Below are 26,966 nucleotides of genomic sequence, written 5' to 3' on the forward strand. Positions count from 1 at the left end.
AACGGGACGACGAGGGTCGGATTTACACGGACGGACGCGCGCAGCCAGGGTGACGCTCACGTGGCAGCCGTGTGGCACGCCCGTGGCATTCGCATGAAATTCATCCGAGCGCCGCGCAATGGCCGAGTCACGAACCCAGCAGCCCCGCCGCGATGTTCACGCACAAGCCGAGCACCGCGACGTTGAAGTAGAACGACAGGACCGATTGCGCGAGTGTCGCGCGACGAATTTCGCGCGAACGCAGCACCACGTCGGAGGTCTGCGACGCGACCGCGATCGTGAACGAGTAGTACAGGAAGTCCCAGTAGTTCGGCAGTAAATGATGATCGGGAAATTTCAACGCGGTCTCTTTCGCGTCGGTGCCGTAGTAGAGGCGCGCGTAGTGCAGCGTGAAGATCGTCGGAATCAGAAACCATGCGCCGATCAGCGTCAGACCGGTCAGCAGGTAGTGCCAGAAGGTCGTTGCGCCGCCCGAGCCCTTCGCCGTCGCCAGTTCGAGCACGATCGCGGCGATGCTTGCGATCGTCGCGATGCAGATCACGACCAGCACGACGCCCGCGTTTTCGTCGTCGCGTATCGCGCGTTCGCGCACGCGGTGCTCGTCGGCGAGAGCCATGTGCACCCAGATCATCAGCAGGTAGCTCCAGATGGCCGCGTCCCAACCGATCAGTGTGCGCGCCATCGGGCTCGTATGATCGGGCACGAGGAACGCGACGACGATCCCGATCACGAGGCCGATCACCGTGCGGGGCCGATTGCGAAGAACTTGCGGATAGTAGTTGATGGACATGAGTCGAGATGTACGACGAAGTGTAGGGCACTCGGTGTCGCCGATTCTACGCGTGCAACGAGGACCGATTGTCGAATGGTGGGTCACAGGCTATAGTCTTTCGCAGCGGCCTTGCGCGCCGCTTTCAGTTGAAAGGCGATTGGCAGAAAACGGCAGCAATCGTTGCGTTCATGCATACAACGCCACACATGCGGCGCGCGTGAATCGCGCGCACGGATTCGAGACCGCTGAAGCGGCGTCAGACCAGGTTTGGGGAAGAGCAAACGAAGCGGCACGCGAACGGCATCATGCCTTCTCCGTGCAGCTCGTCGAGAACGACTCATCATCTGGAGCCCCCATGACAGATGTTCCTGAGGATAACGATGCGCATCCCCACATGACGCATCGGCAAGGAGCGAAGTCCTATCGCAGTGCCACGCGTTTCACCGGTTTGTCCCCGTCGTTTTCCGCTTCGCGCAGGGCCTGGGTGCTCGGTTCGTGCGCGGCGGCCGCGGCGCTCGCGTTCGCCGGCGCGAGCCGTTCGCTGTCGTGGATCGCGCCCGCGTTCGCCGCTACGCCGCCAGCCGGCGGCGGACTCGATGCCTTCCTCGCGCTTTCGCAACACCTCACCGGCCGGAGCAGTTTCGACACCGTGCTCGGCCAGCGTGTCTACGATGCGCTGTCGCGTGCCGATAAGCAGTTCGCGCAGAACGTCGCCGCGCTGAACACCTGGCTGCAAGGCCACGGCGGCGTGCCGTCCGATACCGTCACGCAGGCGCTGCAGACCGACCAGCCCGCACTCGCAAAAGCGGTCGGCGCGATCATGCGCGCGTGGTATCTCGGACTCGTCGGCGACATGCCGCACGTCCAGGTGATCGCGTATGAAAAGGCGCTGATGTTCGCGCCTGTGCAAGACGTGCTCACGATTCCCTCCTATTGCCGCGACGTGCCGTTCTACTGGACGCAGAAGCCGCTGCACGCGTGAGCCGCGCGGGCTCGCCAGCGGGCCACGCCAGCAGCGCACGAACCAAGCCCGCAACAGGCAGGGCACCGGAGAGAGAAACGATGGCAAACACACAATCCGCCGATATCGTCGTGGTCGGCTCGGGCGTCGCCGGCAGTCTGGTTGCGCACCAGCTGGCACTGGCGGGCGCGTCGGTGATCCTGCTCGAAGCCGGGCCGCGCATTGCGCGCTGGCAGATCGTCGAGAACTTCCGCAATTCGCCGGCCAAGTCCGACTTCGCGACGCCGTATCCGTCGACGCCTTACGCGCCGCATCCCGAATACGCGCCCGCGAACAACTACCTGATCCAGAAGGGCGATTATCCGTACAACTCACAATACGTGCGGCTCGTCGGCGGCACGACGTGGCACTGGGCGGCCGCCGCGTGGCGGCTGCTGCCGTCGGACTTCCAGTTGCACAAGCTGTATGGCGTCGGGCGCGACTGGCCGTATCCGTACGAAGCGCTCGAGCCGTGGTACGTGGCCGCCGAAGTGCAGCTCGGCGTGTCCGGTCCGGATAGTTCGATCGATCTCGGTTCGCCGCGCTCGAAGCCCTATCCGATGCAGCAGTTGCCGCTGTCGTACATGGATCAGCGTTTCAGCGACGTGCTCAACGCGCAGGGCTTCAAGGTCGTGCCCGAACCGGTTGCGCGCAACAGCCGGCCGTACGATGCGCGGCCGACCTGCTGCGGCAACAACAACTGCATGCCGATCTGCCCGATCGCCGCGATGTACAACGGCGTGATCCATGCGGAGAAGGCCGAGCAGGCCGGTGCGAAGCTGATTCCCGAAGCGGTCGTGTATCGCATCGAAGCGGACGATAAAGGGCTCATCACCGCGGTCCACTACAAGGACCCGAACGGCAATAGCACACGCGTCACCGGCAAGCTGTTCGTGCTCGCGGCGAACGGCATCGAAACGCCGAAGCTGATGCTGATGTCGACCTCGGACAAATTCCCGCACGGCGTCGGCAACAGCTCCGATCAGGTTGGCCGCAACCTGATGGATCATCCGGGCACCGGCGTCACGTTTCTCGCCAACGAACCGCTATGGCCCGGCCGCGGCCCGATGGAGATGACCTCGATCGTCAACTTCCGCGACGGCGCGTTCCGCTCCGACCACGCGTCGAAGAAGCTGCATCTGTCGAACGGCGTGCCGACCATGGGCGTTACCGCCGATCTGCTGAAAAAAGGCCTGACCGGCGCCGAGCTCGACCGGCAGATTCGCGACCGCGCGGCACGCACGCTGAGCATCAACAGCTTTCACGAACATCTGCCGGAGCCGCAGAACCGCATCGTGCCGTCGGCGGATCACAAGGACGCGCTCGGCATTGCGCAGCCCGAGATCTACTACTCGATCAACGACTATGTGAAGAAGAGCGCCGCCGATACGCACGAACAGTATGCGAAGATCGCGGCGCTATTCGGCGGCACCGAAGTCTCGTTCGACGACAGCTTCGCGCCGAACAATCACATCATGGGCACGACGATCATGGGCAGCGATGCGGCGAGTTCGGTCGTCGACGCGGACTGCCGCACGCACGATCATGCGAACCTGTTCATCGCAAGCAGCGGCGTGATGCCTACCGCCGCGTCGGTGAACTGCACGCTGACGATCGCGGCCTTGTCGCTGAAGCTGGCCGACAAGCTGAAGCGCGAAATTTGAGCTCTGACCGGAGAGCCACAATGCTGAAGAACACCTCTCGCGCGCAGCCCGATTCTGCGCGGATGCAGGGCACCCGCCGCCGCTTCGGCGGCGCGGCGCTCGCGGCCGCGTTTTCGCTGTTCGCGCTGTCGATTGCGTGGCACGAGTCGCACGGCCCGGACGCAGTTTCGACCGACGAAATGCCGATCACCCAGGCGCGCGCCGACGACGCGGCGCAGGCGTCGGACGGCGGCCCGGCCACGCTCGACGGTAGCGCCGCGAAGAATGGCGAACTCGTGAAGCGCGGCCAATACCTGACCCGTGCCGCCGATTGCGCGGCCTGTCATACGGCCGACAAGTCGCGCCCATTCGCGGGCGGCCTGCCGATCGGCACACCGTTCGGCACGATCGTGACGCCCAACATCACGCCCGATCCCGACACCGGCATCGGCCGATGGAGCGACGCCGATTTCATGCGCGCGATGCACGAAGGCATCGGCAAGGGCGGCGAGCGGCTCTATCCGGCGTTTCCGTACACGGCCTACACGCGCGTGACCAATGAGGACGTGCTCGCGATCCGCGCTTATCTGAACACGCTCACGCCGATTCACTACACGCCGCCCGCGAACAGCCTCAAGTTCCCGTTCAATCAGCGCTGGCTGATGGTGTTCTGGAACATGTTCAACTTCACCGAAGGGCGCTTCGTGCCGGACCCGAAGCAGAGCGCCGAATGGAACCGAGGCGCGTATCTGGTCGAAGGGCTCGCGCATTGCGAGGAATGCCATACGCCGCGCAATTTCATGCAGGGGCTGCAGTCCAGCGCGCGTTTCTCCGGTGCGGTGCAGGCCGGCTGGCATGCGTTCAACATCACGCCGGACAAGCTGAGCGGCGTCGGCAGCTGGCGCGACGACGAACTCACGTCGTATCTGTCGACCGGCGCGGCGCCGGGCCGCGCGAACGCGGCCGGACCGATGGGCGAAGTGGTCGCGAACAGCACGCAGTATCTGACGCCGGTGGATCTGCGCTCGATCGTCGCATTCTTGCGCTCGGTGCCGGCCGTGAGCGGCGGTGACGCGCGTCCTCGTCATCAATGGGGCAATCCCGCCAACGATGTCGCTGCGCTGCGCGGCACCGCGATCACCGGCGTGAACGGCGCGCAGCTGTTCGTCGCCAATTGCGCGACCTGCCATAACTGGACCGGGCAGGGCGTGGGCGCGAGCGCGCCGGGCGCGTATCCGTCGCTGATCCACAACTCGACGGTCGGCGCGAACGACGCGAACAATCTCGCGTTGGTGATTCTGCACGGCGTGAACCGCACCACCACGCACGCGGACGTGCTGATGCCCGGGTTCGGCGGCCATCTCGACGACGAGCAGATCGCGGCGATCACCAACTACGTGACGAAACAGTTCGGCAATCCGCAGGCGACGATCACGACCGGCCAGGTGGCGAAGCTGCGCACGCTGCAATAGCAGGCGAGGGGACACGGGCGCCGCGGCAGGAGTGATTCGCGAAAATATGCAATTCCGGTAACGCATGCCGCAAATGTGTCGTTTCAGCGTGGTTTTTGCGTCGTTCGATGTCTTTCTTGCTCGATGAGGCGTGCGGATACGATAGGCACCCCGCATACGCGGGCGCGTCGGCGGCATTATCATGATGAGATGAATGCCACTCCCGCCAACTTCGTTCAACATCACGACGCCAACGTGGCCGGCCGCGATTTCGTGGTCGGTGATCTGCACGGTTGCGTCGATGCGTTGCGCTACCTGCTGCGTCAGATCGCGTTCGATCCGACGTGCGACCGGTTGTTTTCCGTCGGCGACCTGGTCGATCGGGGCGAGCACTCGGAGCAGGCGCTCGCGCTGCTCGCGAAGCCGTGGTTCTATGCGGTGCTCGGCAATCACGAAGACGCGCTGTGCGCGGTCGCCGACGGCCGCTTGCGGCGGCAGTGGTGGTACGGCATCGGCGGCGCGTGGGCGGCCGACGTGCCCGACGAACGTCTGCGTTACTACGCCGAGCATCTGCGCGCGCTGCCGCTCGTGCGCGTGATCGGCAGCGGCAAGACGCGCTTCAACGTTCTGCACGCCGAATTTTTCGGCTCGGATGCGGATCTCGACGCGGGCAATTATTCGGCCGAAACGCGCCAGCAATTGCTGTGGGGTCGCGAGCTCGCGCTCGGTCACGGCGATCCGCTGCGGCAGCGCGGGCTGTCGCTGACCTATTGCGGCCATACGCCGGTACGCGACATCACGCAGATCGGCTCGCAGGTGTTCATCGATACCGGCGCGTTCGGGCCGGACGGCACGCTGACGATCGTGCAGCCGCAGGCGCTGCGTCGCTGGTCGATCTCGGTCGAGGCCGCTCGCGCGGAAGGCGCGGCGGAACTGGCCTTGCCTTGAGCGGCTGAAGTCGCCACGCGGCTGCGCCGCTCCTCCGTCACCCGACCTGGCTCAACTCGAACACCATATCCACGCTCGTGCCGTTCCAGTTGTATTCGAGGTATGCCGCGTGATGGCAGTCGCGCAGCAGCGTCGTGCGGAACGCCGCGAGGCATTCGCCGGCGCTGTCGCGCACCGACGGATAGACGATGCCCGGCGCGCCCGCCTCGCGAACCGCGCGCCCGAGCGCCTGGCCGGCAACGTAGTCGTCGGGCGATAGCACGGCTTCATCGAGCTCGGGGTCGCGACGCAAGTCGACCACGCCGCCTTGCGCGACTACCGTGTAAAGACGCATCTGCTGACGCATCGGCGGCTCGGCGGTCGCTTTGAGGAACTGACCGGTGTGATAGCGCGTTTCGGCGATCGCCGTCTCGCGTGAACGCGCGCAGTAGAACACCCCATACGTGCCGTCGGAAAAGCGGCTGCCAAGCGGATTCAGATGCGTAAGCGCGGCCATGATCGGCCCGTAGCCCGGCCCGAAGCGGCGCTCCTCGCGCGGCACCAGATCGAGTTCGCCGATTTCGGTGCGCAGTCGGTCGTTGGTCATCGCTTCGAGCGCGTACAGCGCTTCGAAATCTTCCGGCGACGCGACGCGGTCGAACAGGTTGATGGCCGGAAAGCGCGTCGGAATCACACGATACGCGGGCGTCCAGTCGAGCGCGGCGCTGGTCCAGCGGTCCTGCCATTGCGGTTTTGTCACGCCCAGCCGCCTCGCATTGCGTCGAGATACTGGCGCACGGCCACGAGATCGCTGATGTTGCCCGCCAGCATGCGGTCCAGCGCGCGTTTGCCGCCGAACGGCGGCGCGCTGTTGGGGCGTTTGACCCAGGTGTCGGCGGCGCTCGGCTGCGGCAGCAGAATCTGCAGCGCCTTGTAGATGCCAAGCAGCAGCGACAGTCGCTCCAGCGTGTCGTGGCTGAGTCGCGCGGTCTCGGGCGTCGCCCTCCACTTGAAGAACGTCGAGCGGCCCGGCTTGCCGAGCAGCACGATCTGCTCGTCGGCGCTCAGGTCCCAGTCGCGCGCGATGTTGAAGAACGCACGCAGACCCGCCGCGGACATCTGCGTCAGCGTGGGTTCGGAAAGCGATCGTCGCGGCGATGCCTCGGGCGAGGAAATTCGGGCAGCGTGAGCCATTTCGGGTAAGTCCCTATGTGTACTTTTTAAGGATATTAGTCCATAAATGGATTTTTGCAAGAGAATATAATCCCGGCTCGTTTTGGCAGTCGTCGATCAGGAGAGCAGCAGATGCGGGTTCGAGCAGTGGCAGCGGCGCTGGCCGTGTGGTGTGTGTCGGAGGCGGCGTTGGCCGCCGGTTATGCGGAAGTATGGAATCCGCCGGAGGCGAGCGGACACGTTACCAGGCAGGCGCACGCGCGGAACCAGCCCGGAGCGGCGAAGGTGAAGGTGAAGGCGGCCACGCGGAGCGGCGTCAAGCCCAAGGCCGATGCGCATGCGCAGCAGGCTACCCGTGTCCGGCACGCGGTGCCTCATGTCGCATCGGCCGGCGCGGGCCACGGCGGCAAGCTCGCGGCGCATGGCGGCGGCGTGAAAGTCGCGGCCTCGAGCCAGAACCGGTCGCACGCCACCGTCACCGCGCGGGCCGCGAAGCACGCGCAGCCGCATGTACAACTGGCGCACGCGAAACCGGCTCCGGGCAAGGTCGTGCATGCCGATTTCGCGGCAGCTCACACCGCGCGTCCGCACGTGGACAAAGTCGGGGCCAAGCCGGCGGTTTCCCGTGCGAATCCGGTCAGGCCCGCGGTGCAGACTTCGCCGGATACGTCCGCAAACGTTAGCGACATCGCGCCAATGGGCTCCGCGCCCAATCCGGCGACTGCCAGCAGCGGTTCGCTGCCGCCGATCATCCACTGAGGCCGCTTCGAGCAGTGGGGCGTGGTCCGGCATCGGTCGCCGTGTCACGCCGCGGCGAGGCCGTTTGCGAGCAGCCGCAGCGTTTCCGCCGAGCGAGCCTCGCGCACGCGCGAATGCAGCGTCACACGCGATTCCGGCAGTGCCGGCAGGCCGAGCCGCGCGCCGACGTCGAGCAGACCGCGCGGCGCAACCCGGCGCGCGAGCGGCGACACGGCGAGCCCGGCGGCCACGGCCGCGCCCACCGCCGCGACACCACCACCCACAAACACCTCCTGCCATGCGACCCCCGCCGCTGTGAGCGTGCGCAGCGCGACGTCGCGCACGTTACACGGCGGGCTCAATAGCGCGAGCGCCAGCGGCTCATCGAGTCGGGGCAGCCACGTCGGCGTCGCGAGCCAGCCGAGCGGTTCGCTGAACAGCGTCTGCGCGTCGTCGCGCGGTGGTTCGTCGGCGCCGTAGCGGACGATCGCCGCATCGAGCCGGCGTTCGTCGAACTGCGCGAGCAGCGCCGCCGACGTGCCCATGTGCAACTCGACCACCAGACCCGGATCGTGCGCGTTGAGCCGGCCCAGCAGGTGCGGCAGATCAGGTCCCGCGACGTGCTCGCTGAGCCCGAGCACGAGCCGGCGCCGCTCCACCGACAGCGCACCGAGCGCGCGCTCGTGCGCGTTCAGCAACTCGCGCGCGGCGCCGAGAAACGCGTGACCGTCGGCGGACAGACGCACCACGCGCGGAGTGCGCTCCAGCAACTGCTTGCCAAGGTGCGCCTCCAGTCGCTTCAACTTCAGGCTGACGGCCGATTGCGTGGTGTCGAGCGCGTCGGCGGCGCGCGTGAAGCTGCGCAGATCGGCGACCAGCACGAAGGCCCGCACCGCATCGAGATCGAGGACTTTCATTTCAGATGGAAATGGATGAAATAGGCATGGATATCTGTTTATTATGATCTAGCGCGCCTAAGCTGTGTTCAACCCAACACCGCAACAAGGAGCCCGTCATGCCGCTCACCCGAATCTCACTGCGCGCCGGCAAGCCGGCCGACTACCGCCAAGCGCTGACCGCCAGTATTCAGCGCTCGCTGGTGGACACGTTCAACGTGCCGAAGGACGACATGTTCATGCTGATCACCGAGCACACCGCCGGCAACATGATCTACGACCGGCAATACCAGAATATCGAGCGCGGCGACGATCTCGTCGTGATCCAGCTGACCGTCAGCAACACACGCTCGGTCGAGCAGAAGAAGGCGCTGTACCGGCGCATCGTCGATGAACTCGGCAAGTCGCCCGGCGTGCGGCCCGAGGATGTGTTCATCAATCTCGTCGAGGTCGAGAAGGAGAACTGGTCGTTTGGGAATGGGATTGCGCAGTACGCCTCCCCGTTGTAGCCACGCATTGGGCGGGCGCAGATGGCTCACATGGGACGCCCGCCGCTTTAGCGCTGACTGGGCGCTATTCACAGCGAAGTCGCCACCCACCCTTGTTCTCCCGATCCGTCGAGCATCACGATCGATATTTCCATAAATCTTGAAATGTCGAAGCCATTGACGTATGCTCTGCTCATGAACCCGAACCTTGCTGTCCGTGCGCTCGGCGCGCTTGCTCATGACTCGCGACTCGCGATCTTCCGTCTTCTGGTTGTCGCGGGCCGCGAAGGCATGCCCGCCGGCGAAATCGGCCAACAGTTGGGTCTTGCGCCGTCGAGCCTGTCGTTCCACCTGAAGGATCTGTCTCACGCCGACTTGGTGAAGTCTCGTCAGGACGGACGCTTCGTCATTTACACGGCAAATTTCGACGCGATGACTGACCTGATCGGTTTTCTTACGGAGAACTGCTGTGCCGGCGCATCCTGCGCCGCAGGCGATGTTCCCAACGTCTGCAGCAGCAGACAATGACCGGAACTCCGTCATGACCACGAATGTTCTGATCCTCTGCACCCACAACTCGGCGCGCAGCGTGCTGGGCGAAGGCATGCTCAATCATTGGGCCAAAAAGCTTGGCAAGGATGTGCGCGCCTATAGCGCAGGCAGCGCGCCGAGCGGCCGCCTTAACCCGTTCGCTCTGGAAGCGCTCACGAACGCGGGTATCGATACAGCGGGGTATCGCAGTAAAAGCTGGGATGAGTTCGTGGCGCAAGGCGCTCCGCAAATGCGCGTGGTGATCACGGTGTGCGACAGCGCTGCGGCGGAGGAATGTCCGTACTGGCCCGGTAGTCCCGTCAAGGTGCATTGGGGATACGCCGACCCGTCCAATGCGCCGGGAGGCGACGAAGGCAAACGGCAGGCGTTCGAGTTGACGCGCCAGGCGATTGGCTATCGCATGCTGCAACTTCTGGCATTGCCCCTGGATACCTTGAACAATGCCGACCTTCAGCGAGCCCTGAACCGCATCCAGCAAAGCTGATTTCCGTCGAACAGTCGAATGAATATCCCAAACATCGCGTCGCCGACACAAGCGCCGAGGCCCGCCATCAGTTTCTTCGAGCGATATCTGACCGTATGGGTCGCGCTGTGCATCGTCGTCGGGATCGTGCTGGGCCAGGTCTTTCCCGGCGTCTTTCAGCACATCGGGCGGATGGAATACGCCCACGTCAACCTCCCGGTCGGACTGCTGATCTGGGTGATGATCATCCCGATGCTCATCAAGGTCGATTTCGGTTCACTGCATGAGGTCCGTCAGCACGTTAAGGGGATCGGCGTCACGCTTTTTGTGAACTGGCTCGTCAAGCCGTTCTCGATGGCATTTCTGGGCTGGCTGTTCATCAAGAACCTCTTTGCGCCCATGCTGCCCGCCGACCAGCTCAATAGTTATGTCGCCGGGCTGATCTTGCTGGCCGCCGCGCCGTGTACGGCGATGGTGTTCGTTTGGAGCCGGCTGACCGGTGGCGATCCGTTGTTTACGCTGTCACAGGTCGCCTTGAACGACAGCATCATGATCATCGCCTTCGCACCACTGGTCGGGCTGCTGCTTGGCATGTCGGCCATTACCGTGCCGTGGGCGACGCTGCTCACATCCGTCGTGCTCTACATCGTCATTCCGGTCATCCTCGCGCAGTTCTTGCGGAAGGCGCTGCTCGCAAAGGGGCCGCAGACATTCGACGCGTTCATGGCGAAGCTGGGCCCCTGGTCCATTACGGCACTGCTGGTGACGCTCGTGCTGCTGTTCGCGTTCCAGGGCGAGGCGATCATCAGGCAGCCGCTGGTCATCGTGCTGCTGGCTGTTCCGATCCTGATCCAGGTGTTTTTCAACTCGGCCCTTGCGTACTGGCTCAATCGTGCGGTTGGTGAAAAGCACAACATTGCCTGCCCGTCCGCGCTGATCGGAGCATCCAACTTCTTCGAGCTGGCTGTCGCGACCGCGATTGGTCTGTTCGGCTTCGAATCGGGTGCTGCGCTCGCAACCGTGGTCGGCGTGCTCGTCGAAGTGCCGGTGATGCTGGTCGTAGTGCGCGTCGTGAACCGTTCCAGGAACTGGTACGAATGTGCCTGAATGGCACCGGGGAAAGTACATGAACCACGTTACCCTCTTGCCGAACCCTCAGCGCGGACCGTTCCGCAAGGAAGACGGCGAAGTGGTCATCGATGCAGAGGGCAAACGTGTCTGAGCGCATCGTTGATCTACCCCAACTCGACGCGGCGCTGTTTCGCGTACCCGACATCGACCAGTTGCGGCCCGCGACCGCATCGACTCATCCGCCGCGTATCCTGCTGCTCTACGGCTCGCTTCGCGAGCGTTCGTTCAGCCGCCTGCTGACGGAAGAAGCCGCGCGCCTGCTCACGGCGATGGGCGCCGAGGTACGCACGTTCAACCCGAGCGGTCTGCCGCTGCCGGACGATGCACCGGATACCCACCCGAAGGTGGCCGAACTACGAGAACTGGTGCAATGGTCGGAGGGCATGGTCTGGTGCTCGCCTGAGCGCCACGGTGCGATGACCGGGATCATGAAGTCGCAGATCGACTGGATTCCTCTTTCGGTCGGGGCCGTCCGTCCGACGCAGGGAAAAACGCTCGCGGTAATGCAGGTGAGCGGCGGATCGCAGTCGTTCAACGCGGTAAACCAGATGCGTGTCCTCGGGCGCTGGATGCGCATGTTGACCATTCCCAACCAGTCGTCTGTCGCGAAGGCGTTCCTTGAGTTTGACGAGGCTGGACGCATGAAGCCTTCCTCCTATTTCGACCGTGTCGTGGATGTGATGGAAGAACTGGTCAAGTTCACCTTGCTGACCCGCGACATTGGCCCGTATCTGGTCGACAGATACAGCGAGCGCAAGGAAAGCGCCGAGGAACTGTCGAAGCGCGTGAATCAGACTGGCCACTGACTCCGCCATACGCAATCGCTTTGCTCTCGACTGCATAGAAACTACCTACTCAGGAGTTAGCCGTGTCTTCATGCTGCCGCCCGAAGAGCGCCTCTGCGCCCCAGGTGTCCAAACAACAGTTCGACTCGTTTCCGCCCGTCGCAATCATCGGTGGAGGCCCAGTTGGTCTCGCTGCGGCCGCTCATCTGATCCAGCAAGGGTTGAATCCGGTCATCTTCGAAGCGGAAGAAACGGCAGGCGCTGCGCCGCTGGCCTGGGGCCATGTTCATATGTTTTCGTCGTGGCAGTACAACATCGACCGCGCTTCGCGTGCGTTGCTCGAACGGCAAGGATGGTCGGCACCTGACGCTGACGCCTATCCGACGGGGCGGGAACTGGCCGAGCAGTATCTGCTGCCGCTCGCGCGCACGCCTGAGATTGCTGGTTGTCTGCGTCTTGGCACGCGCGTCACCGGTATCGCCCGCATTCGCACGGGCAAAGTCAAGAGCGCGCAGCGCGAGCAGCAGCCGTTCGAAATCCGCTTCGAGGAACGAAATGGCGAAGAAGGGCGCTTCGTTGCGGGCGCCGTCATCGTTGCGACGGGCACGTGGGGGAATCCGGCTCCGGCTGGCGCGTCCGGATTGTCGGCTATCGGTGAAAAGGCGGCTCACGCACATATCCGTTACGGCATGCCCGACGTTCTGGGCTCAGACCGTAGCCGTTACGCGGGCAAAAAGGTGCTGGTCATCGGCTCTGGACACTCGGCTATCGGCACGCTGATCGACCTCGCCAAGCTGGCAACGCAGGAGCCTGGCGCGACACTCGTCTGGGCGATGCGACGCTCGCAGCCAGGTCAGGTCTACGGCGGGGGCGACGCTGACCAGTTGCCGGAGCGCGGCGCACTGGGTCAGCGGCTCAAGCAACTGGTCAACGCGGGTCGCATCGAACTGCTGACGCCGTTTGCCGTCGACGAAATCAGGGTGAACCGTAGTGCCCTCGAGGTTCGGGACGCTGACGGGCGTGCCGTCGAGGTCGACGAAATGATCGTAGCGACGGGGCTTCGACCGGAACTGCAGATCCTGCGAGAAGTCCGTCTCGATCTCGACGCGGCGCTGGAATGCCCTCGCGCCCTCGCCCCGCTGATCGATCCGAATCTCCATTCATGCGGCACGGTGCGGCCGCATGGCGCCGAGATACTGGCGCAGCCCGATACGGGACTCTACATCGCCGGAATGGCCAGCTATGGCCGCGCTCCGACTTTCCTGATGGCGACGGGCTACGAACAGGTGCGCTCCATTGCGGCATGGCTCGCGGGCGACATCGAGGCCGCGCGTCGCGTCGAACTCGAGCTGCCGGAAACGGGTGTATGCAGTACCGACCGTGATGTGAGCGGGCAGGACGGCAGCAAGAGCTCGTGCTGTGCGCCGGCAACGGTGCCGGTCGCAGGGAAGGCATGTTGCGCGACGTTGTAACAGGCAGCATTAATTCAGGTTAAACCGGGCGCACAACAGGGGCATAAGGAAGTGACAGCGTTCGCGCAGCAGCAGGATCAAGGTTCGATCGCGACATGGGCACTAGCCACCGCGCAACTCGTTTCGTGGGGAGCGATCTACTACGCGTTCTCGCTCTTTGTCGTACCGATGGAACATGCGCTCGGTTGGAGCCGGACATCGACCAACGCGGCGCTGTCTGTCGGGTTGCTCGTGTCCGGGCTGGCTGCGTATCCGGTCGGCACCTGGATCGACCACGGACACGGCCGGGCCGTCATGGTGGTGGGATCGCTGCCCGCATCCGCAATGCTCGTGATGTGGTCACAGGCAAACAGCCTGGCGATGCTATTCGTCGCATGGGTGGGCCTCGGCATCTCGATGGCGGCCACGCTGTACGACCCGGTTTTCGCAGTGATCACGCGAAATTATCCGGGCAGCTTCCGCACGAAGATCACGCTGATAACCCTTGTCGCTGGATTCGCGAGCACCGCATTCATTCCGCTCACGCAGTTGCTCATCAATCTGCTGGGGTGGCGTCACGCGCTGCTCGCGCTAGCGGCGATAAATCTTTGCGTATGCCTACCCATTCACGCACTGGCGATCCGCGGAAACGACGCGCGCCATGCTGCTGCGGTCGACAAGGGCGCGGTCAAGGCGGTGAACGCCGCGTCCACCCGGCGCGCGCTACGCTCACCGGTGTTCTGGGCGCTCGCGGTGTGCTTTACCGCCTACTACGTCACGTTCGCGGCGTTGACTTTTCACCTTGTTCCGCTGATGGCCGAGCGTCATGTCCAACAGTCAACCATCCTGTTGACGATGGCGCTCATCGGCCCGGCTCAGGTTCTCGCGCGTGTTCTGTGGTTCGCATTTGGACGCAACGTCTCTCCGAAGATCGTCGGCTTGGTCATCACGACCGCTTTTCCGGTGTCGGTGGTGATCCTGCTGATTGCCGGGGCATCGCCCGTGCTGCTGATCGTTTTCGCGCTGATCTACGGCGGAGCGAACGGCATGATGACCATCCTGCGTGGAACGATTGTGCAGGACGTAATGTGGGTCGAAGGATTTGGCGCGATTAACGGGCTGCTTTCTACGCCGTCCAATATTGCAAAGGGCGTCGCGCCGATTTCAGCCGCGATGATCTGGACAATCGGGCAGAGCTATTTTCCAGTGGAGTGGGCTGTGCTGTTGGTGTCACTGGTTTCTCTGGCGGCGTTTGGCGTGGCAATGGCTTGCGCGCGTCGAACCAATATTTCCGTGAATCCGGTGACGGAGCGCGCCGGCTAGTCCTTACCCCACCGCCAGCGCGGCGGCTCGCCCTTCAGCCTGCACACGACCGTGAGGGCCGCGGTTAATAGCGCGACCAGCAACGCGAACGTGAGCGGATGCACCACGGGTTGAACCCGGAAAACGACCACTCCGAGCAACACGAAATACGCGAGCAGCGTCATCCATCCTTGCCAGCGCACGGGAAAGCCCCAGCCCCAGCCATAGCGTTTGGCCGGGAACCAGTATTCATGAGAAGGTGACATCGCGCGGTCTCCTGATTTGGGCGCTTGTTCATTGTCGACGATTTCGCGCGTGACTATATTTCGTTGACCGGTTTCAACCCGAGTCCATCGACAGGAAACGCTCCATGCAACCCGCAACCGAACAAAAAACCGTGCTTCTGATCGGCGCCTCGCGCGGCCTCGGCTTCGCAATGGTCGAGGAGTACCTGAAACGCGGCTGGCGAGTCATCGCCACCGGCAGGCAAAATTCCACGACCAGGCTTCTGCAGCTAGCGAAGACGTATGCGGCGCTCGAAGTCGAAACGGTCGACATCACGATTCCCGAACAGGTCGCCGCGCTGCGCAGCCGCCTTGAAGGACGCCCGATCGACATCCTGTTCGTCAATGCCGGCGTCAAGAACGACGATAGCGAAACGATCGCTGATGTATCGACCGACGAATTCGTGCGCGTGATGGTGACCAATGCGTTGAGTCCGATGCGGGTCGTCGAGGCGCTGCAGGATCTCGTCCGGCCGAGCGGCACGATCGGCGTGATGTCGTCGGGGCAGGGCAGCGTCGCCAACAACGAGAACGGCAACTACGAGGTCTATCGCGGCAGCAAGGCTGCGCTGAATATGTTCATGCGCAGTTTTGCTGCGCGTCATCGAAGCGACACCAAAACCTTGCTGCTGATGGCGCCCGGCTGGGTGCGAACCGATCTGGGCGGGCCGGACGCGCGTCTGAGCATCGACGAAAGCATCCCGAACCTGGTCGGCACGATCGACGCGTACCAAGGCCGCGCCGGTTTGCATTACCTCGACTACCTCGGCAGAGTCGTGCCGTGGTGATCGGCAAGCGCAGCGGCCAGTGGCGCAAGAGCGCGTCGCTATAATGATTTTCCGCCCTACCACGTACTTTCGACCGCTGTCCGCCATGACCACCGACCGCCCCGATCCTCCGCGCGACGCCCTCGAACTCGGCGGCTCCGTCTGGTTTCAAGCCGGCACCCAGACGCTCGGCGGCGCGGCCCGTATCGCGCTGCTGGCGGCGATCGGCGAGACCGGCTCGATCACGAGCGCGGCGAAGGCGGTCGGCATCAGCTACAAAGGTGCGTGGGATGCCGTCGATACGATGAACAACCTCGCCGGCGAGCCGCTCGTCGTGCGTCTGACCGGCGGTAAGGGCGGCGGCGGCACGACGCTGACGCCGCGCGCGGTGAAACTGATCGACACGTTTCGCGCGGTCGAGCGCGAGCATCGGCGCTTTCTCGAACGCGCCGGCGAGGCGATCGGCGAGGGCTTCGCGACGGACTGGGACCTGATCGGCCGCATCGGCGTGAAGACGAGCGCGCGCAATCAGTTCTACGGCACGGTGTCGGCAATCGAGCGCGGCACCGTCAACGACGAAGTGTCGCTCGCGCTGCCCGGCGGCCACACGATCGTCGCCGTGCTCACGCACGAGAGCACCGAAGCGCTCGGGCTCGCGGTCGGCGTGGCGGCGTTTGCGCTGATCAAGGCGTCGTGGGTCGTGCTGCTCGTAGCGGGTGACGGCGATGGCGATGCGCCGTTGAAGTTATCGGCGCGCAATCAGTTGCGCGGCACCGTGCAGAGCGTGAAGCGCGGTGCGGTCAACGCGGAAGTGTCGCTCGGGCTCGAAGGCGGCGCGGTGATCACCGCGATCGTCACCAATGGCAGCGTCGACACGCTCGGTTTGCAGGAAGGCGCGAGCGCGGTCGCGGTGTTCAAGGCGTCGAGCGTGATACTCGGCGTGAAGGATTGAGGGTTGCCGGGGCGTAGTGGAGGCGCAAGCCAAGCCGCAAAGCGATGGCGCCAAGCCAGCCGTTCAACGAGGTGACGCTTCGCTGCGCGCATACCCGGTAAAAGGATGATCTTCGCGGCCCCGGCCGTCGCTGATCTGCACCACCTGATCGCCGAATGCGGCAACGTCGTCGGGATCGTGCGTGATCAGCACCATCGGAATATCGAGCCGCGTTTGCAAGTCCGATAGCTCGCGCCGCATGCGCTGGCGCAACTGGCTATCGAGCGCGGAAAACGGCTCGTCGAGCAGCAGCAGGCGCGGCTGCGAAACCAGCGCGCGCGCGAGCGCGACCCGCTGCTTCTGACCGCCCGACAGTTGCGCCGGATGATTGCCGGCCACGCCCCTCAGTTCGAGCGCGTCGAGCCAGTAATCGACCTCCGTGTGCGCGCCGCACGCACGCGGATTGAGCCAGCCCCGGTGCAGCCCGAAGCCGATGTTCTGCCGCACGTTCAGATGCGGAAACAGCGCGTAGTCCTGAAACAGATACGCGATCTTGCGCGCCTGCGGCTTTTGATCGATGCCGACCGCGCTATCGAACAAAGTGGTGCCGTGCAGTGTGATGGTCCCTTCATCGGGACGCAGCAAGCCGGCGATCGCCTGCAAGGTCAGGCTCTTACCCGCGCCCGAAGGTCCGAACAGCACGAGCCGCTGCGTGTTCGCGCTGAACGCGATGTCGAGCGTGAAGCGCCGTTCGGCGGTCTCGAAAGTCTTGCGGATGGCGACGTTGAGCGGCATGTCAGCGGGCTCTAAGAAGCGTGTGCTGCGGCACGAGGCGTCCCGCGAGCAGCAGGATCGTCACGCACGCGACCGAGGTCACGAGCACGAGGAAGTTGGCCGTGCTGTCGTCGCCGGCCTGCACCGCCGAATAGACCGCGACCGACAGTGTCTGCGTGCGGCCCGGCAGATTGCCTGCGACCATCAGCGTCGCGCCGAATTCGCCGAGCGCGCGCGCGAATGCGAGCAGGCCGCCGGCGAGGATGCCGCGCGCCGCGAGCGGCAGCGTCACGCGGAAAAACACCGCGCCCTCGCTGATCCCGAGCGTGCGCGCCGCGTGCTCCAGCTGCGGATCGACGCCTTCAAAGGCGGCGCGCGCCGACTTCAGCACGAGCGGAAACGCGACCACCGTCGACGCGATCACCGCGCCCTGCCACGTGAAGACGAGCTGGATGTCGAAGCGGTCGAGCCACGCGCCGATCACGCCACGTCGGCCGAGCAGCACGAGCAGGTAGTAGCCGAGCACGGTGGGCGGCAGCACCAGCGGCAGCATCAGCAGCGAATCGATCACGTCGCGCGCGCCGGAGCGCCAGCGCGACAGACCGAGCGCCACCGCGACGCCGAGCACGAGATTGAGCGCGGTAGCCCAGCCCGCGACCTTCAGCGACAGCAGCAGCGGAACCCAGGCCTGTTCCATGAGCGCGTGCTCTCCGCGTGACTCAATGCGCCGGCTTGAAGCCGTACTTCGCGAGCACCGCCTGGCCGGCGGGCGACAGCACGAAGTCGATAAATGCCTGAGCGTCGGCCGCGTGATGGCTGCCTTCGACCTGCGCAATCGGATAGGTGATCGGCGTTTGCGTCGGCAGGCTCATCGCGACTTTGACCTTGTCGGGCATGATCGCGGCGTCGGTGCCGAACACGAAACCGGCGTCGACTTCGCCGCGCGCGACGTAATCGAGGCTCTGACGCACGTTCGACGCAAGCACCGCCTTCGCGTTGACCGCGTCCCACACGCCCGCGGCCTGCAGCGCGCCCTGCGTGTAGCGGCCGACCGGCACCGAGGCCGGATCGCCGAATGCGACGCGCTTGACGTTCGCGGTCGTCAGCGCGTTGAGGTTGGCGGGCGCGAGATGACTGTCGGCCGGTACGATCAGCACCAGCGAGTTGGCGGCGAAGTCGCGCCGCGTCGCCGGCACGATCACCTTTTCGGCGGCGGCCTTGTCCATTGCCTTCTGATCGGCGGACGCGAAAACGTCGACGGGCGCGCCTTTGACGATCTGTTGCATCAGCACGTCGGACGCGCCGAAGTTCAGCAGAACCTTGGTGCCTGGATGCTGCTGCTCGAACGCGTCGCCGACCGCCTTGAACGCATTGGTCAGGCTGGCGGCGGCCGAAACCACCAGTTCATCGGCGTGCGCATTCGCGCTGACGATGACGGAGGCGGCGGCTGCGACGCACAGCGCGTATTGCTTCAGATGGCGAGAGAGGGTCATGGAGGACCGGAAGTCGGACTAGAACGGGATGCAGTAGCTTAAAAACTCTATCGTAATATATGCGCGGTTATAGCGGTGGGCGAAACGACCGACTCGGCGTTGCGCTTCACGCGCGGCGCGAGCGCAAGCGAAGTGTTACGAAACTGTAAAAGGAAGCTCGAAAACGCGCCGGAAGGGCTGGCGCAGCGTTCAGATGTCCGACCTGCGCATGGGCTCGAGCGTATTGCGCGTTTGCGACAGCGGCGCGGGCGACGGTCGAATGATGCGGGTGGACCGCCATGTTGCGCGGATGAACGGCCGGTCGTGGCCGGACACCTTCAACGCAATGTGCGTGACCCAGCGCTGCGTGGGCACGTGCACGCCGTGCATCAAGAGTGCGAGCACCATCATGCTGACGGCGACCGGCAGCGCCGATAGCCGGTCCGCTTCCGCATTCCACGCGATCCGCACGAACACGAGCGCGGCAAGCGCGCCGACGAGGCAGCCAGTCACCGCTTCGGACGGCGAATGCGCGCTCAGCACGACGCGCGACAAACCCACCGCCAGCCCGGCGGCAAGCCCCGCAAGCACGCCGAGCAGCCGGATGGCGCGGCGCGCGGGCAATAGCATCAAAAATAGCGCGACCGGATAGACGGCCGTGGACAGCATGGAGTGACCGCTGACGCCGGTGAAATCGAACTCGCGCACGCCGACGCCCCAGCCGAGGAAGGCGAGCTTGGTCACCGTCACGACGCCGATCGCCGTACCCAGCAGCGCGAGCCAGCAGGCCGCGAGCCGCCACGAGTAGCCGACCGCCAACCACAGCGCTATGGCGAACGCGAGCGGCAGCGTCAAGCCGGCGCCGCCGAGGCTGGTGATCGAATACCACAGGTGGATCGGTAAATCGGGCATGGGCGAAGCGCGACGGGGTCGCGTGAAATCGGGTTGGTGGAAATCGGCGCGCAGCCGGCATGAAACGCCGATGCGGCCCGGATCGAGACGTCGGGAGATCAACCGCCAGTATAGTCGGGTGTCGCGTGAACGGTCTCGCGGCGCGGAGCGCTTTTGCACGCCGAAGTGTGCGCTGCCGAACAGCTATCGCGCAGTTTGACGACAGGCCGCCGGCAAGGTTCGCGGTGGCTGGCATCGGCGCGAAGAGCGGCCCCGGTATTCAGCAACGCAGGAGGAATGATGTTATTGTGCATTGCACAACTCCATTCTTCCGCAGTATCTGCGGTCCGTATTTGTCCCTTTTGCGAGGTTATCGCCGATGGCAAAAAGCCTGTCGAAAATCTGGCTGCGCGGTTTCAAGCGGCTGCTCGCGATCCAAACCGAACACGCGCAAAAAACCGCCAAGCGAGCACAGGCGCGACCGGCTCGCGCCGCTACCACCAAACCGTCGAGCAAGGCTCATCCACTGAAGCCGACTGCCGCGCTGCGCGCGCCCGCGAAACGCGAAGCGCCGCGCGAGTCGCGCGTGCGTCCACGCGCGGCCGCATGGGCGAGCGGGGCGTGGACGCGCTCGTTCCATTCCGCGCCGGCCGCACCGGGCCGGCTGGTCAATCATCTGCAGTACGGGCTCTATATACCGTCCGGGCACGCGCACGAGGCGATGCCGCTCGTCGTGATGCTGCACGGCTGCACGCAGTCGATCGACGAGTTCGCCGAAGGTACGCGCATGAACCTGCTCGCCGACCGCTACGGCTTCGCGGTCGTGTACCCCGAGCAATCGAAGCACGCGCACTCGCACCGCTGCTGGCATTGGTACGACGCCGGCGACAACGCGGGCGGCGCGGAAGCGCGTGCGGTCGTATCGCTGGTGGATGCGCTGATCGAGCAGCATGGCTTTGACCGCGAGCGTGTGTACTTGGCGGGGATTTCGGCGGGCGCGGGGCTGACGGCGCTGTTGGCCGTCAAGTATCCGCAGCATTTCGCCGCTGTCGCGCTGCATTCCGGCCCCGCCTTCGGCGAGGCCCGCTCCGGCATTACCGCGATGGACGTGATGCGGCGTGGCGCGCGTCGCGAGCCGGTCGAACTCGTCGATGAAACGACGAACGTCGCGCAGTACCCGGGCATGCCGGCATTGATCATCCACGGCGACGCCGACCATGTGGTCGCGCCGGTCAACGCGGACCAGTTGGCGGCACAGTTCGTGCGCCTGAACCGGCTCATCGACGTAAATGGCGCGCGCAAAGCCGGCGAGACGCGCGAAGATCGCAAAAATGGCGTCGTGGTGCGCGATTATCTGCGCGGCGGTCGGCGTGTGGTGCGGGTATGTCGCGTGCAGGGGCTCGGCCACGCATGGGCCGGCGGCGACGATGCGCTGCCGTTTCATTCGTCCAAGGGACCGGACGCGAGCGCCATGCTGTGGGAGTTTTTCCGGCATCAGCGTCGCACGGACGCGGGCCGCATCGCGGAAGGATTGGCGGCATCGTCGGCCGGCCGGTGACGCCCGAGCAACACTTCGAAAATGAATAGTGGCATGAACTCAGGGTTTTCCCTATAATGCGGGTTATCCCTTAGGCGTAAACGCCTAGCTATCATTGCCGAGGTGAACCATGTATCTGCTCAGCCGCCTGTTCCTGTTTTTGACCAAGTCGCCTGACCAGCTCGCAAAAGAGCGCGCTGACGCTTATCTGGCTGAAGCGACCGATCTCTACGACCTCGAATTCCGTATGCGCAAGCTCGATCAGGAATCGAACGTGCGCGCGCCGTCGTGGATGAGCCAGCACTACGGCTAAGCAGCCGGATTCAGCTGCCACAACGCGTAGTTCAATAGCGCTGCATACGCGACCCACACGACGTACGGCGCGAGCAGAACGCCCGCGAGGCGATCGCGCCGCCAGAACACATACGTCAGCATCACGATCAGCAGCAGCAAGATCAAGATGTCGATCAGCGCCATTTCCGGCCGATGCAGGCCGAAAAACAGCCACATCCACGCAGCGTTGAATAGAAGCTGCACAACCCACAGTACGATCGCCGCACTAGGGCCGTCGCGCTTCCACACGCGCCACGCGGAAAACGCCATCAGCACGTAGAGCACGATCCACACCGGCGGGAAAACCCAGTTCGGCAGATTGAACGCGGGCTTTTGCAGGCTCGTGTACCACGCGTCCGGCAGCGACAGACTCGCGGCCCAGCCGGCCGCCAGCGTCAGAATCAGAAACACGAGCAGCGACGGCAGACGGCGCATCTCCATCCCTCCAGACTTTCTTTTTGATGTGAGCGGGCACTCACTTTCCGTATCTGGCCAGTGTGCGCTCGCGGGCCTGTGCGTGATCGACGATCGGCTCGGGATAATTCCCGCCTAGCACCACGCCGAACTCCGCGAGCCGCTCCGCGCCCGCCAGCCACGGCGCGTGAATCCATTTTGCCGGCAACCTGGCGAGCTGGGGTAGATATCGTTTGATAAAGCGTCCGTCGGGGTCGAATTTTTCGGATTGCGTGACTGGATTGAAAATGCGGAAGTAAGGCTGCGCGTCGCAGCCGGTCGAGGCGGCCCACTGCCAGCCGCCGTTGTTGGCCGAGAAATCGAAGTCGTTCAGCAGATCGGCGAAGTAGCGCTCACCGAGCCGCCAGTCAATGCCGAGATCCTTCGCGAGGAAGCTCGCTGTGACCATGCGCAGGCGGTTGTGCATATAGCCGGTCCGGTTCAACTGGAGCATCGCGGCATCGACGAGCGGATAGCCGGTGCGGCCGTCGCACCAGGCGGCGAACGCTGCGTCGGCCGAGGGGCCTTTTTCCCAGCGCAAATGCTCGTATTCCGGTTTGAACGGCGCGCCTTTCGCGATGCGCGGATGGTGCGCGAGGACCATGAAGTAGAAGTCCCGCCAGATCAGTTCCGACAACCACGTTGCCGCGCCTTTGCCGTCGGGTTGCAGCGACATCTCGTACGCGAGCCGCGCGAGCGTGCGGATCGATACCGTGCCGAAGCGCAAATGCACCGACAGATAGCTGGGCCCCTTCGTGGCGGGGAAATCGCGCCGCTCCGCGTAGCTATCGATGCGCGTCAGGAAATCATCGAGCAACTGTTGCGCGCCGTTCATTCCGGCGGGCAGTTGCAAGTCCGTCAGGTTGCTCGGCGCGAAGCCTAGCTGATCGAGTGTGGGCAACCGACGGTCGAGCTTGCGCGGCAGCGCCGCCAGATGCTTCGCGTAGGTCTCCACCGGGTAGGGCTTCAGGTCGAACGCGCTCAATTGCTTGAGCCACGCATTCCTGTACGGCGTGAAGACCGTGAACGGCTTGCCTTGGCCGTTCAGCAGTTCGTCGCGCTCGAAAATCGTCTGGTCCTTGAACGTTAGCCACTGCCGGCCCGCATTCTTAAGACGCTCGCCGACTGTCGCGTCGCGTTCGATCGCAACTGGCTCGTAGTCGTGATTCGCGAACACCGCATCGACGCGCAACTCCGCCGCGAGCTTCGGCACCAGCTCGGCCGGATCGCCGTATCGCACGATGAGGCCGCCGCCGAGCGCGCGCAACGCGCCGTCGAGTTCAGCCAGTGACGCGAGAATGAAGTCGATGCGGCGATCCCGCACCGGCTCGCCTGGGTGGCGCGTCTGCCAGGCATCGACGATCGGCTGCAGGATCGTCGTGTCGAACACGAACACGCACCAGACGCGCTCGCAATGCTTGAGCGCGTAGTACAGCGCGGCATGATCGGTGCTGCGCAGATCGCGGCGGCACCAGACGAGGCCGGCGTCGAAACTGTCGCGCAGGCGGCGGGCGCGTGTCATCGGGAGGGGCAGTCGGGATGAAGGTAGTTGACGACCGGCATCGCACATAGCGTGCCCCACGCGCCAAAATGATCAGCGCCCGTCCCTATTGTGCAGGGTGCGGGCGCTGGTCGCGACGGCGCCGGGTAATGCGCCGTCAGCGGTTCTGCCTGGGCATTGCTGATCGGCGCGACGGCCGACCTGACCTCAAGCGACGTGCAGACGAACCGCGACGTTGTTACGCGTGGCGTTCGAGTACGGGCAGACCTGGTGTGCTGCGTCCACCAGTTCCTTCGCTGCTTGCGCAGCGAGGCCCGGCAGCGAGATACGCAGATCGATGTCGAGCGCGAAGCCGCCCTTGTCGTTCGGGCCGATGCCGACGTCGGCGGAAACCTGTGTGTCGGCCGGCAGGGCCTGCTTGCGCTGGCCGGCGACGAACTTCATGGCGCTCAGGAAACAGGCCGAGTAGCCGGCCGCAAACAGCTGCTCGGGATTCGTGCCTGCCGCGCCATTGCCACCGAGCTCACGCGGCGCGGCCAGCTTCACGTCCAATGCATTGTCCGACGATACGGCGCGGCCGTCGCGGCCGCCGGTGCTCGTTGCGCTTGCCTTGTAGAGGATGTTCATGGTGCAGCTCCTGGTCTTGGGTGTCGGGGTTGGCATGTTTGCCGCTGGCTGCCGGTTCGCCGGTCTGGCGAAGTGCTAGCGAAGCGGCATGTGAGTAAGATAGTACACAAATCATTTGTGTGCAAATTAATTTTGCGGCGAAGCCGGAACTAGTCCGTTTCAGTTATCGCCCTACTGGTCCATGAAGTCGTTGAGCGTCGTGCGCAGGCGTGTGAGGTCGTCGCGCAGACGCAGCAGGAAGTCCGGCGACTGCTGCGTCGCGCAGAGGATCTCGCCGGGCACGTCGCGCGCCTGACGCTTGAGCGCCTTGCCCGCGCCCGTCAAGCGAATGTAGACGAGGCGCTCATCGTCAGTGCCGCGCGCGCGCTCGACGAGTCCCTGCGCTTCGAGGCGCTTGAGCAGCGGCGTGACCGTCGCCGGATCGAGATTCAGACGCGTGGCCATGTCCTTGACGGTGACGTCGTCGGTTTCCCACAGCACGAGCATTGCCAGATACTGTGGATACGTGAGTCCGAGCCTTTCGAGCAGCGGCTTGTATGCTTTCGTCATCGCGAGCGAGGTCGAGTAGAGCGCGAAGCACAGTTGCTCGTCGAGCGTGAAGGGCAGAGCGGGGCGCTGGTTCATGATCCACCTCGGCAAAAAAGGAGCGTGCAAATCGATTGCACGCAAATTATTGTGCCGCAAATCGATTCGGGATGCCGGGCGTCGGGCAGGCGTTTCGACAGAGAGGTCGGGAATTTGCGTGCGGAACACGCAACGCGCGGGCGCCAGAACGGCACCCGCGCGGGAACGAAGGATCAGGCCGCCGGCGTGGTCGGCAGATCCGGCGTTTGCGGCGTCTGCACGCCGAAGCAGCCGCGATAGGTGGCGTAGAACGAGCAGTACAGCATGGTCGTGACGATCATCGTCGCGGGCATCAGGATCGCGAACGCGAAGTCCGCCGCACCGAGCGCCTGCATCAGCGCGGACAGCCCGATCGACACGACCGTTGCGACTGCGAACCACAGCGCCGCGAACACGATGAAAGCGCCGCGATTGCGCCAGCAACTGACGACGCTGAAGAACATCGCCTTGACGGGCGGCACGTCGTGCCAGGCGGCGAGGATCGGCGAGAACCAGAACAGCATCGCGACGGGCACATAGAACGCGAGCGCGGTGACCACCGCGAGCGGGATATTGCTGTTGGCGATTGCGTTTTCATCCATCGACGCGTTGCCAAGCATGACCTTCAGCAGCATGCCGCCGTCGGCGAGCGCCGAGCCGGCCAGCACGAGCGCCATCGCGATCACATACAGCGCGCCGAGCACGAGCAGCCGCCGCGCAACCACCGAGCCATACGAATGAAAGCCGTCGACGAGAATGGTCGGAAACACCGGTTTGCCCGCGATCGTGTTGCGGCAAGCGGCCATGAAGCCGACCGCGACACCCGGAATGAACAACAGCGGCAACACGCCGCCGACCAACGGAATCTGCGACACGAGCGTCATCACCAGCAAATAGGTGAAGAACAGCGTCAGGAAGGCGAGCGGATTCTTGCGGAACAGCCAGATGCCCTGGCGGAACCACACGTAGCCGGTTTTCGCGGGGACTTCGATCAGTTGCATGGGGTATGGATGCCTGGATTCGCGACGCCCAGCAGGCGCTCGCGCAGAATGCGTTCGAAATGACCGGGGTCGTGCGGCTTCAGCAGTTCCGCCGCGCGCGGCAAATGAAAATCATACAGGCGCGAGACCCAGAAACGGTATGCACCCGCACGCAGCATGTCGCCCCAGTGATGGTTTTCCTCGACGGTGAACGGCCGCACCGTCTGATACGCGCGCAATAGCGCCTCGGTGCGTTCGGAGTCGAGCTTGCCGGTCGCGAGGTCGACGCACCAGTCGTTGACCGTGACCGCGACGTCGAATAGCCACTTGTCGCAGCCGGCGAAATAGAAATCGAAGAAACCGCCGAGACGCACTTCGTGGCCGGTCTCGGGCGCCGCGTGCGCGAACATCGCGTTGTCGCGGAACAGGTCGGCGTGGCACGGACCCGAGGGCATTGCCGCGTAATCGGCGGAGGCGAAGAACGCCTCCTGATGCGCAAGCTCGGACGCCAGCAGATCGCGCTGCTCGCCTTCCAGATACGGCAGGATCGTCGGCACGGTTTCCCGCCACCACGGGAGGCTGCGCAGGTTCGGCTGATAACGCGGATAGTCGCGGCCCGCCAGGTGCATGCGCGCGAGCATGTGGCCGACCTCGGCGCAGTGCTCGACGCCGGGCGCGAGTTCGGGCGCGCCTTCGAGCTTCGTCACGATGGTCGCGGGTTTGCCGAGCAGCATGCCGAACAGCGCGCCGTCGAGGCGCGGCATCGGATCCGGTACCGGCACGCGATGCGCGGCAAGATGACGCATCAGGTCCAGATAGAACGGCAGTTGTTCAGCTGTCAGCTTCTCGAAAATGGTCAGCACGTATTCGCCGCGCGTCGTCGTCAGAAAGAAGTTGCTGTTTTCAATGCCGGACGAAATGCCGCGAAACTCGACGACATCGCCGAGATCGTAGTGACTCATCCATTCTGCGAGTTGGGATTCGTTGACAGCGGTGAAGACGGCCATGCGGAAACGTCGGATCAGGTTGTTGGGGCTGGCG

31 protein-coding genes and 1 pseudogene are annotated in these 26,966 nt (G+C 64.4%); 17 read left to right on the top strand and 15 right to left on the bottom strand.

Features of this window, described 5'->3' with window-relative positions; genetic code table 11:
• Positions 1-127 precede the first annotated feature (127 nt).
• Positions 128-790, bottom strand: a complete 663-nt coding sequence (locus tag AB3X95_RS30115) for a DUF1345 domain-containing protein (protein ID WP_176367579.1) — start codon at positions 788-790, stop codon at positions 128-130.
• 337 nt (positions 791-1,127) lie between these two features.
• Here AB3X95_RS30115 and AB3X95_RS30120 point away from each other — a divergent pair, with 337 nt between their 5' ends.
• From AB3X95_RS30120 to AB3X95_RS30135, 4 genes are all read left to right on the top strand, one after another.
• The gene (locus tag AB3X95_RS30120) at positions 1,128-1,754 is read left to right on the top strand and encodes a sugar dehydrogenase complex small subunit (RefSeq protein ID WP_176123337.1); all 627 of its coding nucleotides are present in this window, start codon (positions 1,128-1,130) and stop codon (positions 1,752-1,754) included.
• 80 nt (positions 1,755-1,834) lie between these two features.
• Positions 1,835-3,436: a GMC family oxidoreductase gene (locus AB3X95_RS30125; RefSeq protein WP_368623263.1), complete on the top strand. Its 1,602-nt coding sequence runs from the start codon at positions 1,835-1,837 to the stop codon at positions 3,434-3,436.
• Between the two features lie 20 nt (positions 3,437-3,456).
• Entirely contained in the window at positions 3,457-4,887 is a 1,431-nt protein-coding gene (locus AB3X95_RS30130) for a cytochrome c (RefSeq protein ID WP_368623264.1), read from the top strand.
• A gap of 189 nt (positions 4,888-5,076) precedes the next feature.
• Entirely contained in the window at positions 5,077-5,814 is a 738-nt protein-coding gene (locus tag AB3X95_RS30135; protein ID WP_368623265.1) for a metallophosphoesterase, read from the top strand.
• 37 nt (positions 5,815-5,851) lie between these two features.
• Here AB3X95_RS30135 and AB3X95_RS30140 read toward each other — a convergent pair whose 3' ends face one another.
• Together AB3X95_RS30140 and AB3X95_RS30145 are read right to left on the bottom strand one after the other, a co-directional pair.
• The gene (locus tag AB3X95_RS30140) at positions 5,852-6,553 is read right to left on the bottom strand and encodes an RES family NAD+ phosphorylase (protein ID WP_176123333.1); all 702 of its coding nucleotides are present in this window, start codon (positions 6,551-6,553) and stop codon (positions 5,852-5,854) included.
• Complete coding sequence (locus AB3X95_RS30145; protein WP_018424156.1) at positions 6,550-6,912, bottom strand: MbcA/ParS/Xre antitoxin family protein; 363 nt, start codon at positions 6,910-6,912, stop codon at positions 6,550-6,552. The genes AB3X95_RS30140 and AB3X95_RS30145 overlap by 4 nt, the downstream gene beginning before the upstream one ends.
• A 186-nt stretch (positions 6,913-7,098) precedes the next feature.
• Here AB3X95_RS30145 and AB3X95_RS30150 point away from each other — a divergent pair, with 186 nt between their 5' ends.
• The gene (locus AB3X95_RS30150; RefSeq protein ID WP_368623266.1) at positions 7,099-7,725 is read left to right on the top strand and encodes a hypothetical protein; all 627 of its coding nucleotides are present in this window, start codon (positions 7,099-7,101) and stop codon (positions 7,723-7,725) included.
• Between the two features lie 44 nt (positions 7,726-7,769).
• Here the strand turns inward: AB3X95_RS30150 and AB3X95_RS30155 are convergent, their stop codons facing one another.
• On the bottom strand, positions 7,770-8,621 hold the full coding sequence (locus AB3X95_RS30155) for a LysR substrate-binding domain-containing protein (protein ID WP_176367584.1): 852 nt from the start codon (positions 8,619-8,621) through the stop codon (positions 7,770-7,772).
• 98 nt (positions 8,622-8,719) lie between these two features.
• Here AB3X95_RS30155 and AB3X95_RS30160 point away from each other — a divergent pair, with 98 nt between their 5' ends.
• The 8 genes and pseudogenes from AB3X95_RS30160 to AB3X95_RS30195 all read left to right on the top strand — a co-directional run bounded on the left by AB3X95_RS30160 (position 8,720) and on the right by AB3X95_RS30195 (position 14,793).
• Positions 8,720-9,109 carry a tautomerase family protein gene (locus AB3X95_RS30160; protein WP_184228073.1) on the top strand — a complete coding sequence of 130 codons (390 nt, stop codon included), beginning with the start codon at positions 8,720-8,722 and terminating at the stop codon, positions 9,107-9,109.
• 174 nt (positions 9,110-9,283) lie between these two features.
• On the top strand, positions 9,284-9,616 hold the full coding sequence (locus tag AB3X95_RS30165) for a helix-turn-helix transcriptional regulator (RefSeq protein ID WP_176367585.1): 333 nt from the start codon (positions 9,284-9,286) through the stop codon (positions 9,614-9,616).
• A 13-nt stretch (positions 9,617-9,629) separates the two neighbouring features.
• Positions 9,630-10,124: an arsenate reductase ArsC gene (locus AB3X95_RS30170; protein ID WP_184228072.1), complete on the top strand. Its 495-nt coding sequence runs from the start codon at positions 9,630-9,632 to the stop codon at positions 10,122-10,124.
• Between the two features lie 18 nt (positions 10,125-10,142).
• Positions 10,143-11,210 (top strand): ACR3 family arsenite efflux transporter, encoded by a 1,068-nt coding sequence (gene arsB, locus AB3X95_RS30175; RefSeq protein ID WP_368623267.1) that lies wholly within the window; start codon positions 10,143-10,145, stop codon positions 11,208-11,210.
• Between the two features lie 28 nt (positions 11,211-11,238).
• Positions 11,239-11,325, top strand: a pseudogene (locus AB3X95_RS30180) (arsenate reductase (glutaredoxin)); the annotation flags it as partial.
• Positions 11,318-12,040: an arsenical resistance protein ArsH gene (gene arsH, locus AB3X95_RS30185; RefSeq protein WP_309235080.1), complete on the top strand. Its 723-nt coding sequence runs from the start codon at positions 11,318-11,320 to the stop codon at positions 12,038-12,040. The pseudogene AB3X95_RS30180 and the gene arsH, both read left to right, overlap by 8 nt.
• A 104-nt stretch (positions 12,041-12,144) precedes the next feature.
• A complete protein-coding gene (locus AB3X95_RS30190) occupies positions 12,145-13,491 on the top strand; it encodes an FAD-dependent oxidoreductase (RefSeq protein ID WP_176367588.1) in 1,347 nt (448 codons plus the stop codon).
• A 51-nt stretch (positions 13,492-13,542) separates the two neighbouring features.
• A complete protein-coding gene (locus tag AB3X95_RS30195; protein ID WP_368623268.1) occupies positions 13,543-14,793 on the top strand; it encodes an MFS transporter in 1,251 nt (416 codons plus the stop codon).
• Here AB3X95_RS30195 and AB3X95_RS30200 read toward each other — a convergent pair.
• Entirely contained in the window at positions 14,790-15,038 is a 249-nt protein-coding gene (locus tag AB3X95_RS30200; protein ID WP_368623269.1) for a hypothetical protein, read from the bottom strand. The two genes, AB3X95_RS30195 and AB3X95_RS30200, sit on opposite strands and share 4 nt — an antisense overlap.
• Before the next feature lie 104 nt (positions 15,039-15,142).
• Between AB3X95_RS30200 and AB3X95_RS30205 the strand changes: the two genes are divergently transcribed.
• Both AB3X95_RS30205 and AB3X95_RS30210 read left to right on the top strand, forming a co-directional pair.
• A complete protein-coding gene (locus tag AB3X95_RS30205) occupies positions 15,143-15,844 on the top strand; it encodes an SDR family NAD(P)-dependent oxidoreductase (protein ID WP_176367591.1) in 702 nt (233 codons plus the stop codon).
• 85 nt (positions 15,845-15,929) lie between these two features.
• Entirely contained in the window at positions 15,930-16,775 is an 846-nt protein-coding gene (locus tag AB3X95_RS30210) for a TOBE domain-containing protein (protein ID WP_368623270.1), read from the top strand.
• Positions 16,776-16,838: 63 nt separating this feature from the next.
• Here AB3X95_RS30210 and AB3X95_RS30215 read toward each other — a convergent pair whose 3' ends face one another.
• The 4 genes from AB3X95_RS30215 to AB3X95_RS30230 form a co-directional block, all read right to left on the bottom strand.
• Positions 16,839-17,549: a sulfate/molybdate ABC transporter ATP-binding protein gene (locus AB3X95_RS30215; protein WP_368623271.1), complete on the bottom strand. Its 711-nt coding sequence runs from the start codon at positions 17,547-17,549 to the stop codon at positions 16,839-16,841.
• A gap of 1 nt (position 17,550) precedes the next feature.
• The gene (modB, locus tag AB3X95_RS30220; protein ID WP_176123321.1) at positions 17,551-18,225 is read right to left on the bottom strand and encodes a molybdate ABC transporter permease subunit; all 675 of its coding nucleotides are present in this window, start codon (positions 18,223-18,225) and stop codon (positions 17,551-17,553) included.
• A gap of 22 nt (positions 18,226-18,247) precedes the next feature.
• Positions 18,248-19,021 (bottom strand): molybdate ABC transporter substrate-binding protein, encoded by a 774-nt coding sequence (modA, locus tag AB3X95_RS30225; protein WP_368623272.1) that lies wholly within the window; start codon positions 19,019-19,021, stop codon positions 18,248-18,250.
• 189 nt (positions 19,022-19,210) lie between these two features.
• Positions 19,211-19,912 carry a phosphatase PAP2 family protein gene (locus AB3X95_RS30230; RefSeq protein WP_368623273.1) on the bottom strand — a complete coding sequence of 234 codons (702 nt, stop codon included), beginning with the start codon at positions 19,910-19,912 and terminating at the stop codon, positions 19,211-19,213.
• Positions 19,913-20,270: 358 nt separating this feature from the next.
• Between AB3X95_RS30230 and AB3X95_RS30235 the strand changes: the two genes are divergently transcribed.
• Positions 20,271-21,449 (top strand): PHB depolymerase family esterase, encoded by a 1,179-nt coding sequence (locus AB3X95_RS30235; RefSeq protein ID WP_368623274.1) that lies wholly within the window; start codon positions 20,271-20,273, stop codon positions 21,447-21,449.
• Between the two features lie 109 nt (positions 21,450-21,558).
• A complete protein-coding gene (locus AB3X95_RS30240; RefSeq protein WP_176107213.1) occupies positions 21,559-21,741 on the top strand; it encodes a DUF3563 family protein in 183 nt (60 codons plus the stop codon).
• On the opposite strand, the gene AB3X95_RS30245 is transcribed toward AB3X95_RS30240, so the two are convergent.
• The 6 genes from AB3X95_RS30245 to AB3X95_RS30270 form a co-directional block, all read right to left on the bottom strand.
• Positions 21,738-22,196, bottom strand: a complete 459-nt coding sequence (locus AB3X95_RS30245) for a TspO/MBR family protein (protein ID WP_176123317.1) — start codon at positions 22,194-22,196, stop codon at positions 21,738-21,740. The genes AB3X95_RS30240 and AB3X95_RS30245 overlap by 4 nt on opposite strands.
• 40 nt (positions 22,197-22,236) lie before the next feature.
• Positions 22,237-23,736 carry a deoxyribodipyrimidine photo-lyase gene (locus AB3X95_RS30250; RefSeq protein WP_368623275.1) on the bottom strand — a complete coding sequence of 500 codons (1,500 nt, stop codon included), beginning with the start codon at positions 23,734-23,736 and terminating at the stop codon, positions 22,237-22,239.
• A 186-nt stretch (positions 23,737-23,922) separates the two neighbouring features.
• Positions 23,923-24,342 (bottom strand): organic hydroperoxide resistance protein, encoded by a 420-nt coding sequence (locus AB3X95_RS30255; RefSeq protein ID WP_176123315.1) that lies wholly within the window; start codon positions 24,340-24,342, stop codon positions 23,923-23,925.
• 171 nt (positions 24,343-24,513) lie between these two features.
• A complete protein-coding gene (locus tag AB3X95_RS30260) occupies positions 24,514-24,966 on the bottom strand; it encodes a MarR family winged helix-turn-helix transcriptional regulator (RefSeq protein ID WP_176367595.1) in 453 nt (150 codons plus the stop codon).
• A 173-nt stretch (positions 24,967-25,139) separates the two neighbouring features.
• Positions 25,140-25,946, bottom strand: coding sequence for a BPSS1780 family membrane protein (locus AB3X95_RS30265; protein WP_176107218.1), 807 nt, complete (start codon positions 25,944-25,946; stop codon positions 25,140-25,142).
• On the bottom strand, positions 25,937-26,932 hold the full coding sequence (locus tag AB3X95_RS30270; RefSeq protein WP_176107219.1) for a homoserine kinase: 996 nt from the start codon (positions 26,930-26,932) through the stop codon (positions 25,937-25,939). The genes AB3X95_RS30265 and AB3X95_RS30270 overlap by 10 nt, the downstream gene beginning before the upstream one ends.
• Positions 26,933-26,966 lie beyond the last annotated feature (34 nt).

The organism is Paraburkholderia sp. BR13444 (assembly GCF_040948755.1).
In the GTDB taxonomy this organism is placed as follows: domain Bacteria; phylum Pseudomonadota; class Gammaproteobacteria; order Burkholderiales; family Burkholderiaceae; genus Paraburkholderia; species Paraburkholderia youngii.

Coding starts and splice junctions, on each gene's coding strand:
- AB3X95_RS30115 (WP_176367579.1), bottom strand. CDS start 790: ATGTCCATCAACTACTATCCGCAAGTTCTTCGCAATCGGCCCCGCACG.
- AB3X95_RS30120 (WP_176123337.1), top strand. CDS start 1,128: ATGACAGATGTTCCTGAGGATAACGATGCGCATCCCCACATGACGCAT.
- AB3X95_RS30125 (WP_368623263.1), top strand. CDS start 1,835: ATGGCAAACACACAATCCGCCGATATCGTCGTGGTCGGCTCGGGCGTC.
- AB3X95_RS30130 (WP_368623264.1), top strand. CDS start 3,457: ATGCTGAAGAACACCTCTCGCGCGCAGCCCGATTCTGCGCGGATGCAG.
- AB3X95_RS30135 (WP_368623265.1), top strand. CDS start 5,077: ATGAATGCCACTCCCGCCAACTTCGTTCAACATCACGACGCCAACGTG.
- AB3X95_RS30145 (WP_018424156.1), bottom strand. CDS start 6,912: ATGTCCGCGGCGGGTCTGCGTGCGTTCTTCAACATCGCGCGCGACTGG.
- AB3X95_RS30150 (WP_368623266.1), top strand. CDS start 7,099: ATGCGGGTTCGAGCAGTGGCAGCGGCGCTGGCCGTGTGGTGTGTGTCG.
- AB3X95_RS30155 (WP_176367584.1), bottom strand. CDS start 8,621: ATGAAAGTCCTCGATCTCGATGCGGTGCGGGCCTTCGTGCTGGTCGCC.
- AB3X95_RS30160 (WP_184228073.1), top strand. CDS start 8,720: ATGCCGCTCACCCGAATCTCACTGCGCGCCGGCAAGCCGGCCGACTAC.
- AB3X95_RS30165 (WP_176367585.1), top strand. CDS start 9,284: ATGAACCCGAACCTTGCTGTCCGTGCGCTCGGCGCGCTTGCTCATGAC.
- AB3X95_RS30170 (WP_184228072.1), top strand. CDS start 9,630: ATGACCACGAATGTTCTGATCCTCTGCACCCACAACTCGGCGCGCAGC.
- arsB (WP_368623267.1), top strand. CDS start 10,143: ATGAATATCCCAAACATCGCGTCGCCGACACAAGCGCCGAGGCCCGCC.
- AB3X95_RS30200 (WP_368623269.1), bottom strand. CDS start 15,038: ATGTCACCTTCTCATGAATACTGGTTCCCGGCCAAACGCTATGGCTGG.
- AB3X95_RS30205 (WP_176367591.1), top strand. CDS start 15,143: ATGCAACCCGCAACCGAACAAAAAACCGTGCTTCTGATCGGCGCCTCG.
- AB3X95_RS30210 (WP_368623270.1), top strand. CDS start 15,930: ATGACCACCGACCGCCCCGATCCTCCGCGCGACGCCCTCGAACTCGGC.
- AB3X95_RS30215 (WP_368623271.1), bottom strand. CDS start 17,549: ATGCCGCTCAACGTCGCCATCCGCAAGACTTTCGAGACCGCCGAACGG.
- modB (WP_176123321.1), bottom strand. CDS start 18,225: ATGGAACAGGCCTGGGTTCCGCTGCTGCTGTCGCTGAAGGTCGCGGGC.
- modA (WP_368623272.1), bottom strand. CDS start 19,021: ATGACCCTCTCTCGCCATCTGAAGCAATACGCGCTGTGCGTCGCAGCC.
- AB3X95_RS30230 (WP_368623273.1), bottom strand. CDS start 19,912: ATGCCCGATTTACCGATCCACCTGTGGTATTCGATCACCAGCCTCGGC.
- AB3X95_RS30235 (WP_368623274.1), top strand. CDS start 20,271: ATGGCAAAAAGCCTGTCGAAAATCTGGCTGCGCGGTTTCAAGCGGCTG.
- AB3X95_RS30240 (WP_176107213.1), top strand. CDS start 21,559: ATGTATCTGCTCAGCCGCCTGTTCCTGTTTTTGACCAAGTCGCCTGAC.
- AB3X95_RS30245 (WP_176123317.1), bottom strand. CDS start 22,196: ATGCGCCGTCTGCCGTCGCTGCTCGTGTTTCTGATTCTGACGCTGGCG.
- AB3X95_RS30250 (WP_368623275.1), bottom strand. CDS start 23,736: ATGACACGCGCCCGCCGCCTGCGCGACAGTTTCGACGCCGGCCTCGTC.
- AB3X95_RS30255 (WP_176123315.1), bottom strand. CDS start 24,342: ATGAACATCCTCTACAAGGCAAGCGCAACGAGCACCGGCGGCCGCGAC.
- AB3X95_RS30260 (WP_176367595.1), bottom strand. CDS start 24,966: ATGAACCAGCGCCCCGCTCTGCCCTTCACGCTCGACGAGCAACTGTGC.
- AB3X95_RS30265 (WP_176107218.1), bottom strand. CDS start 25,946: ATGCAACTGATCGAAGTCCCCGCGAAAACCGGCTACGTGTGGTTCCGC.
- AB3X95_RS30270 (WP_176107219.1), bottom strand. CDS start 26,932: ATGGCCGTCTTCACCGCTGTCAACGAATCCCAACTCGCAGAATGGATG.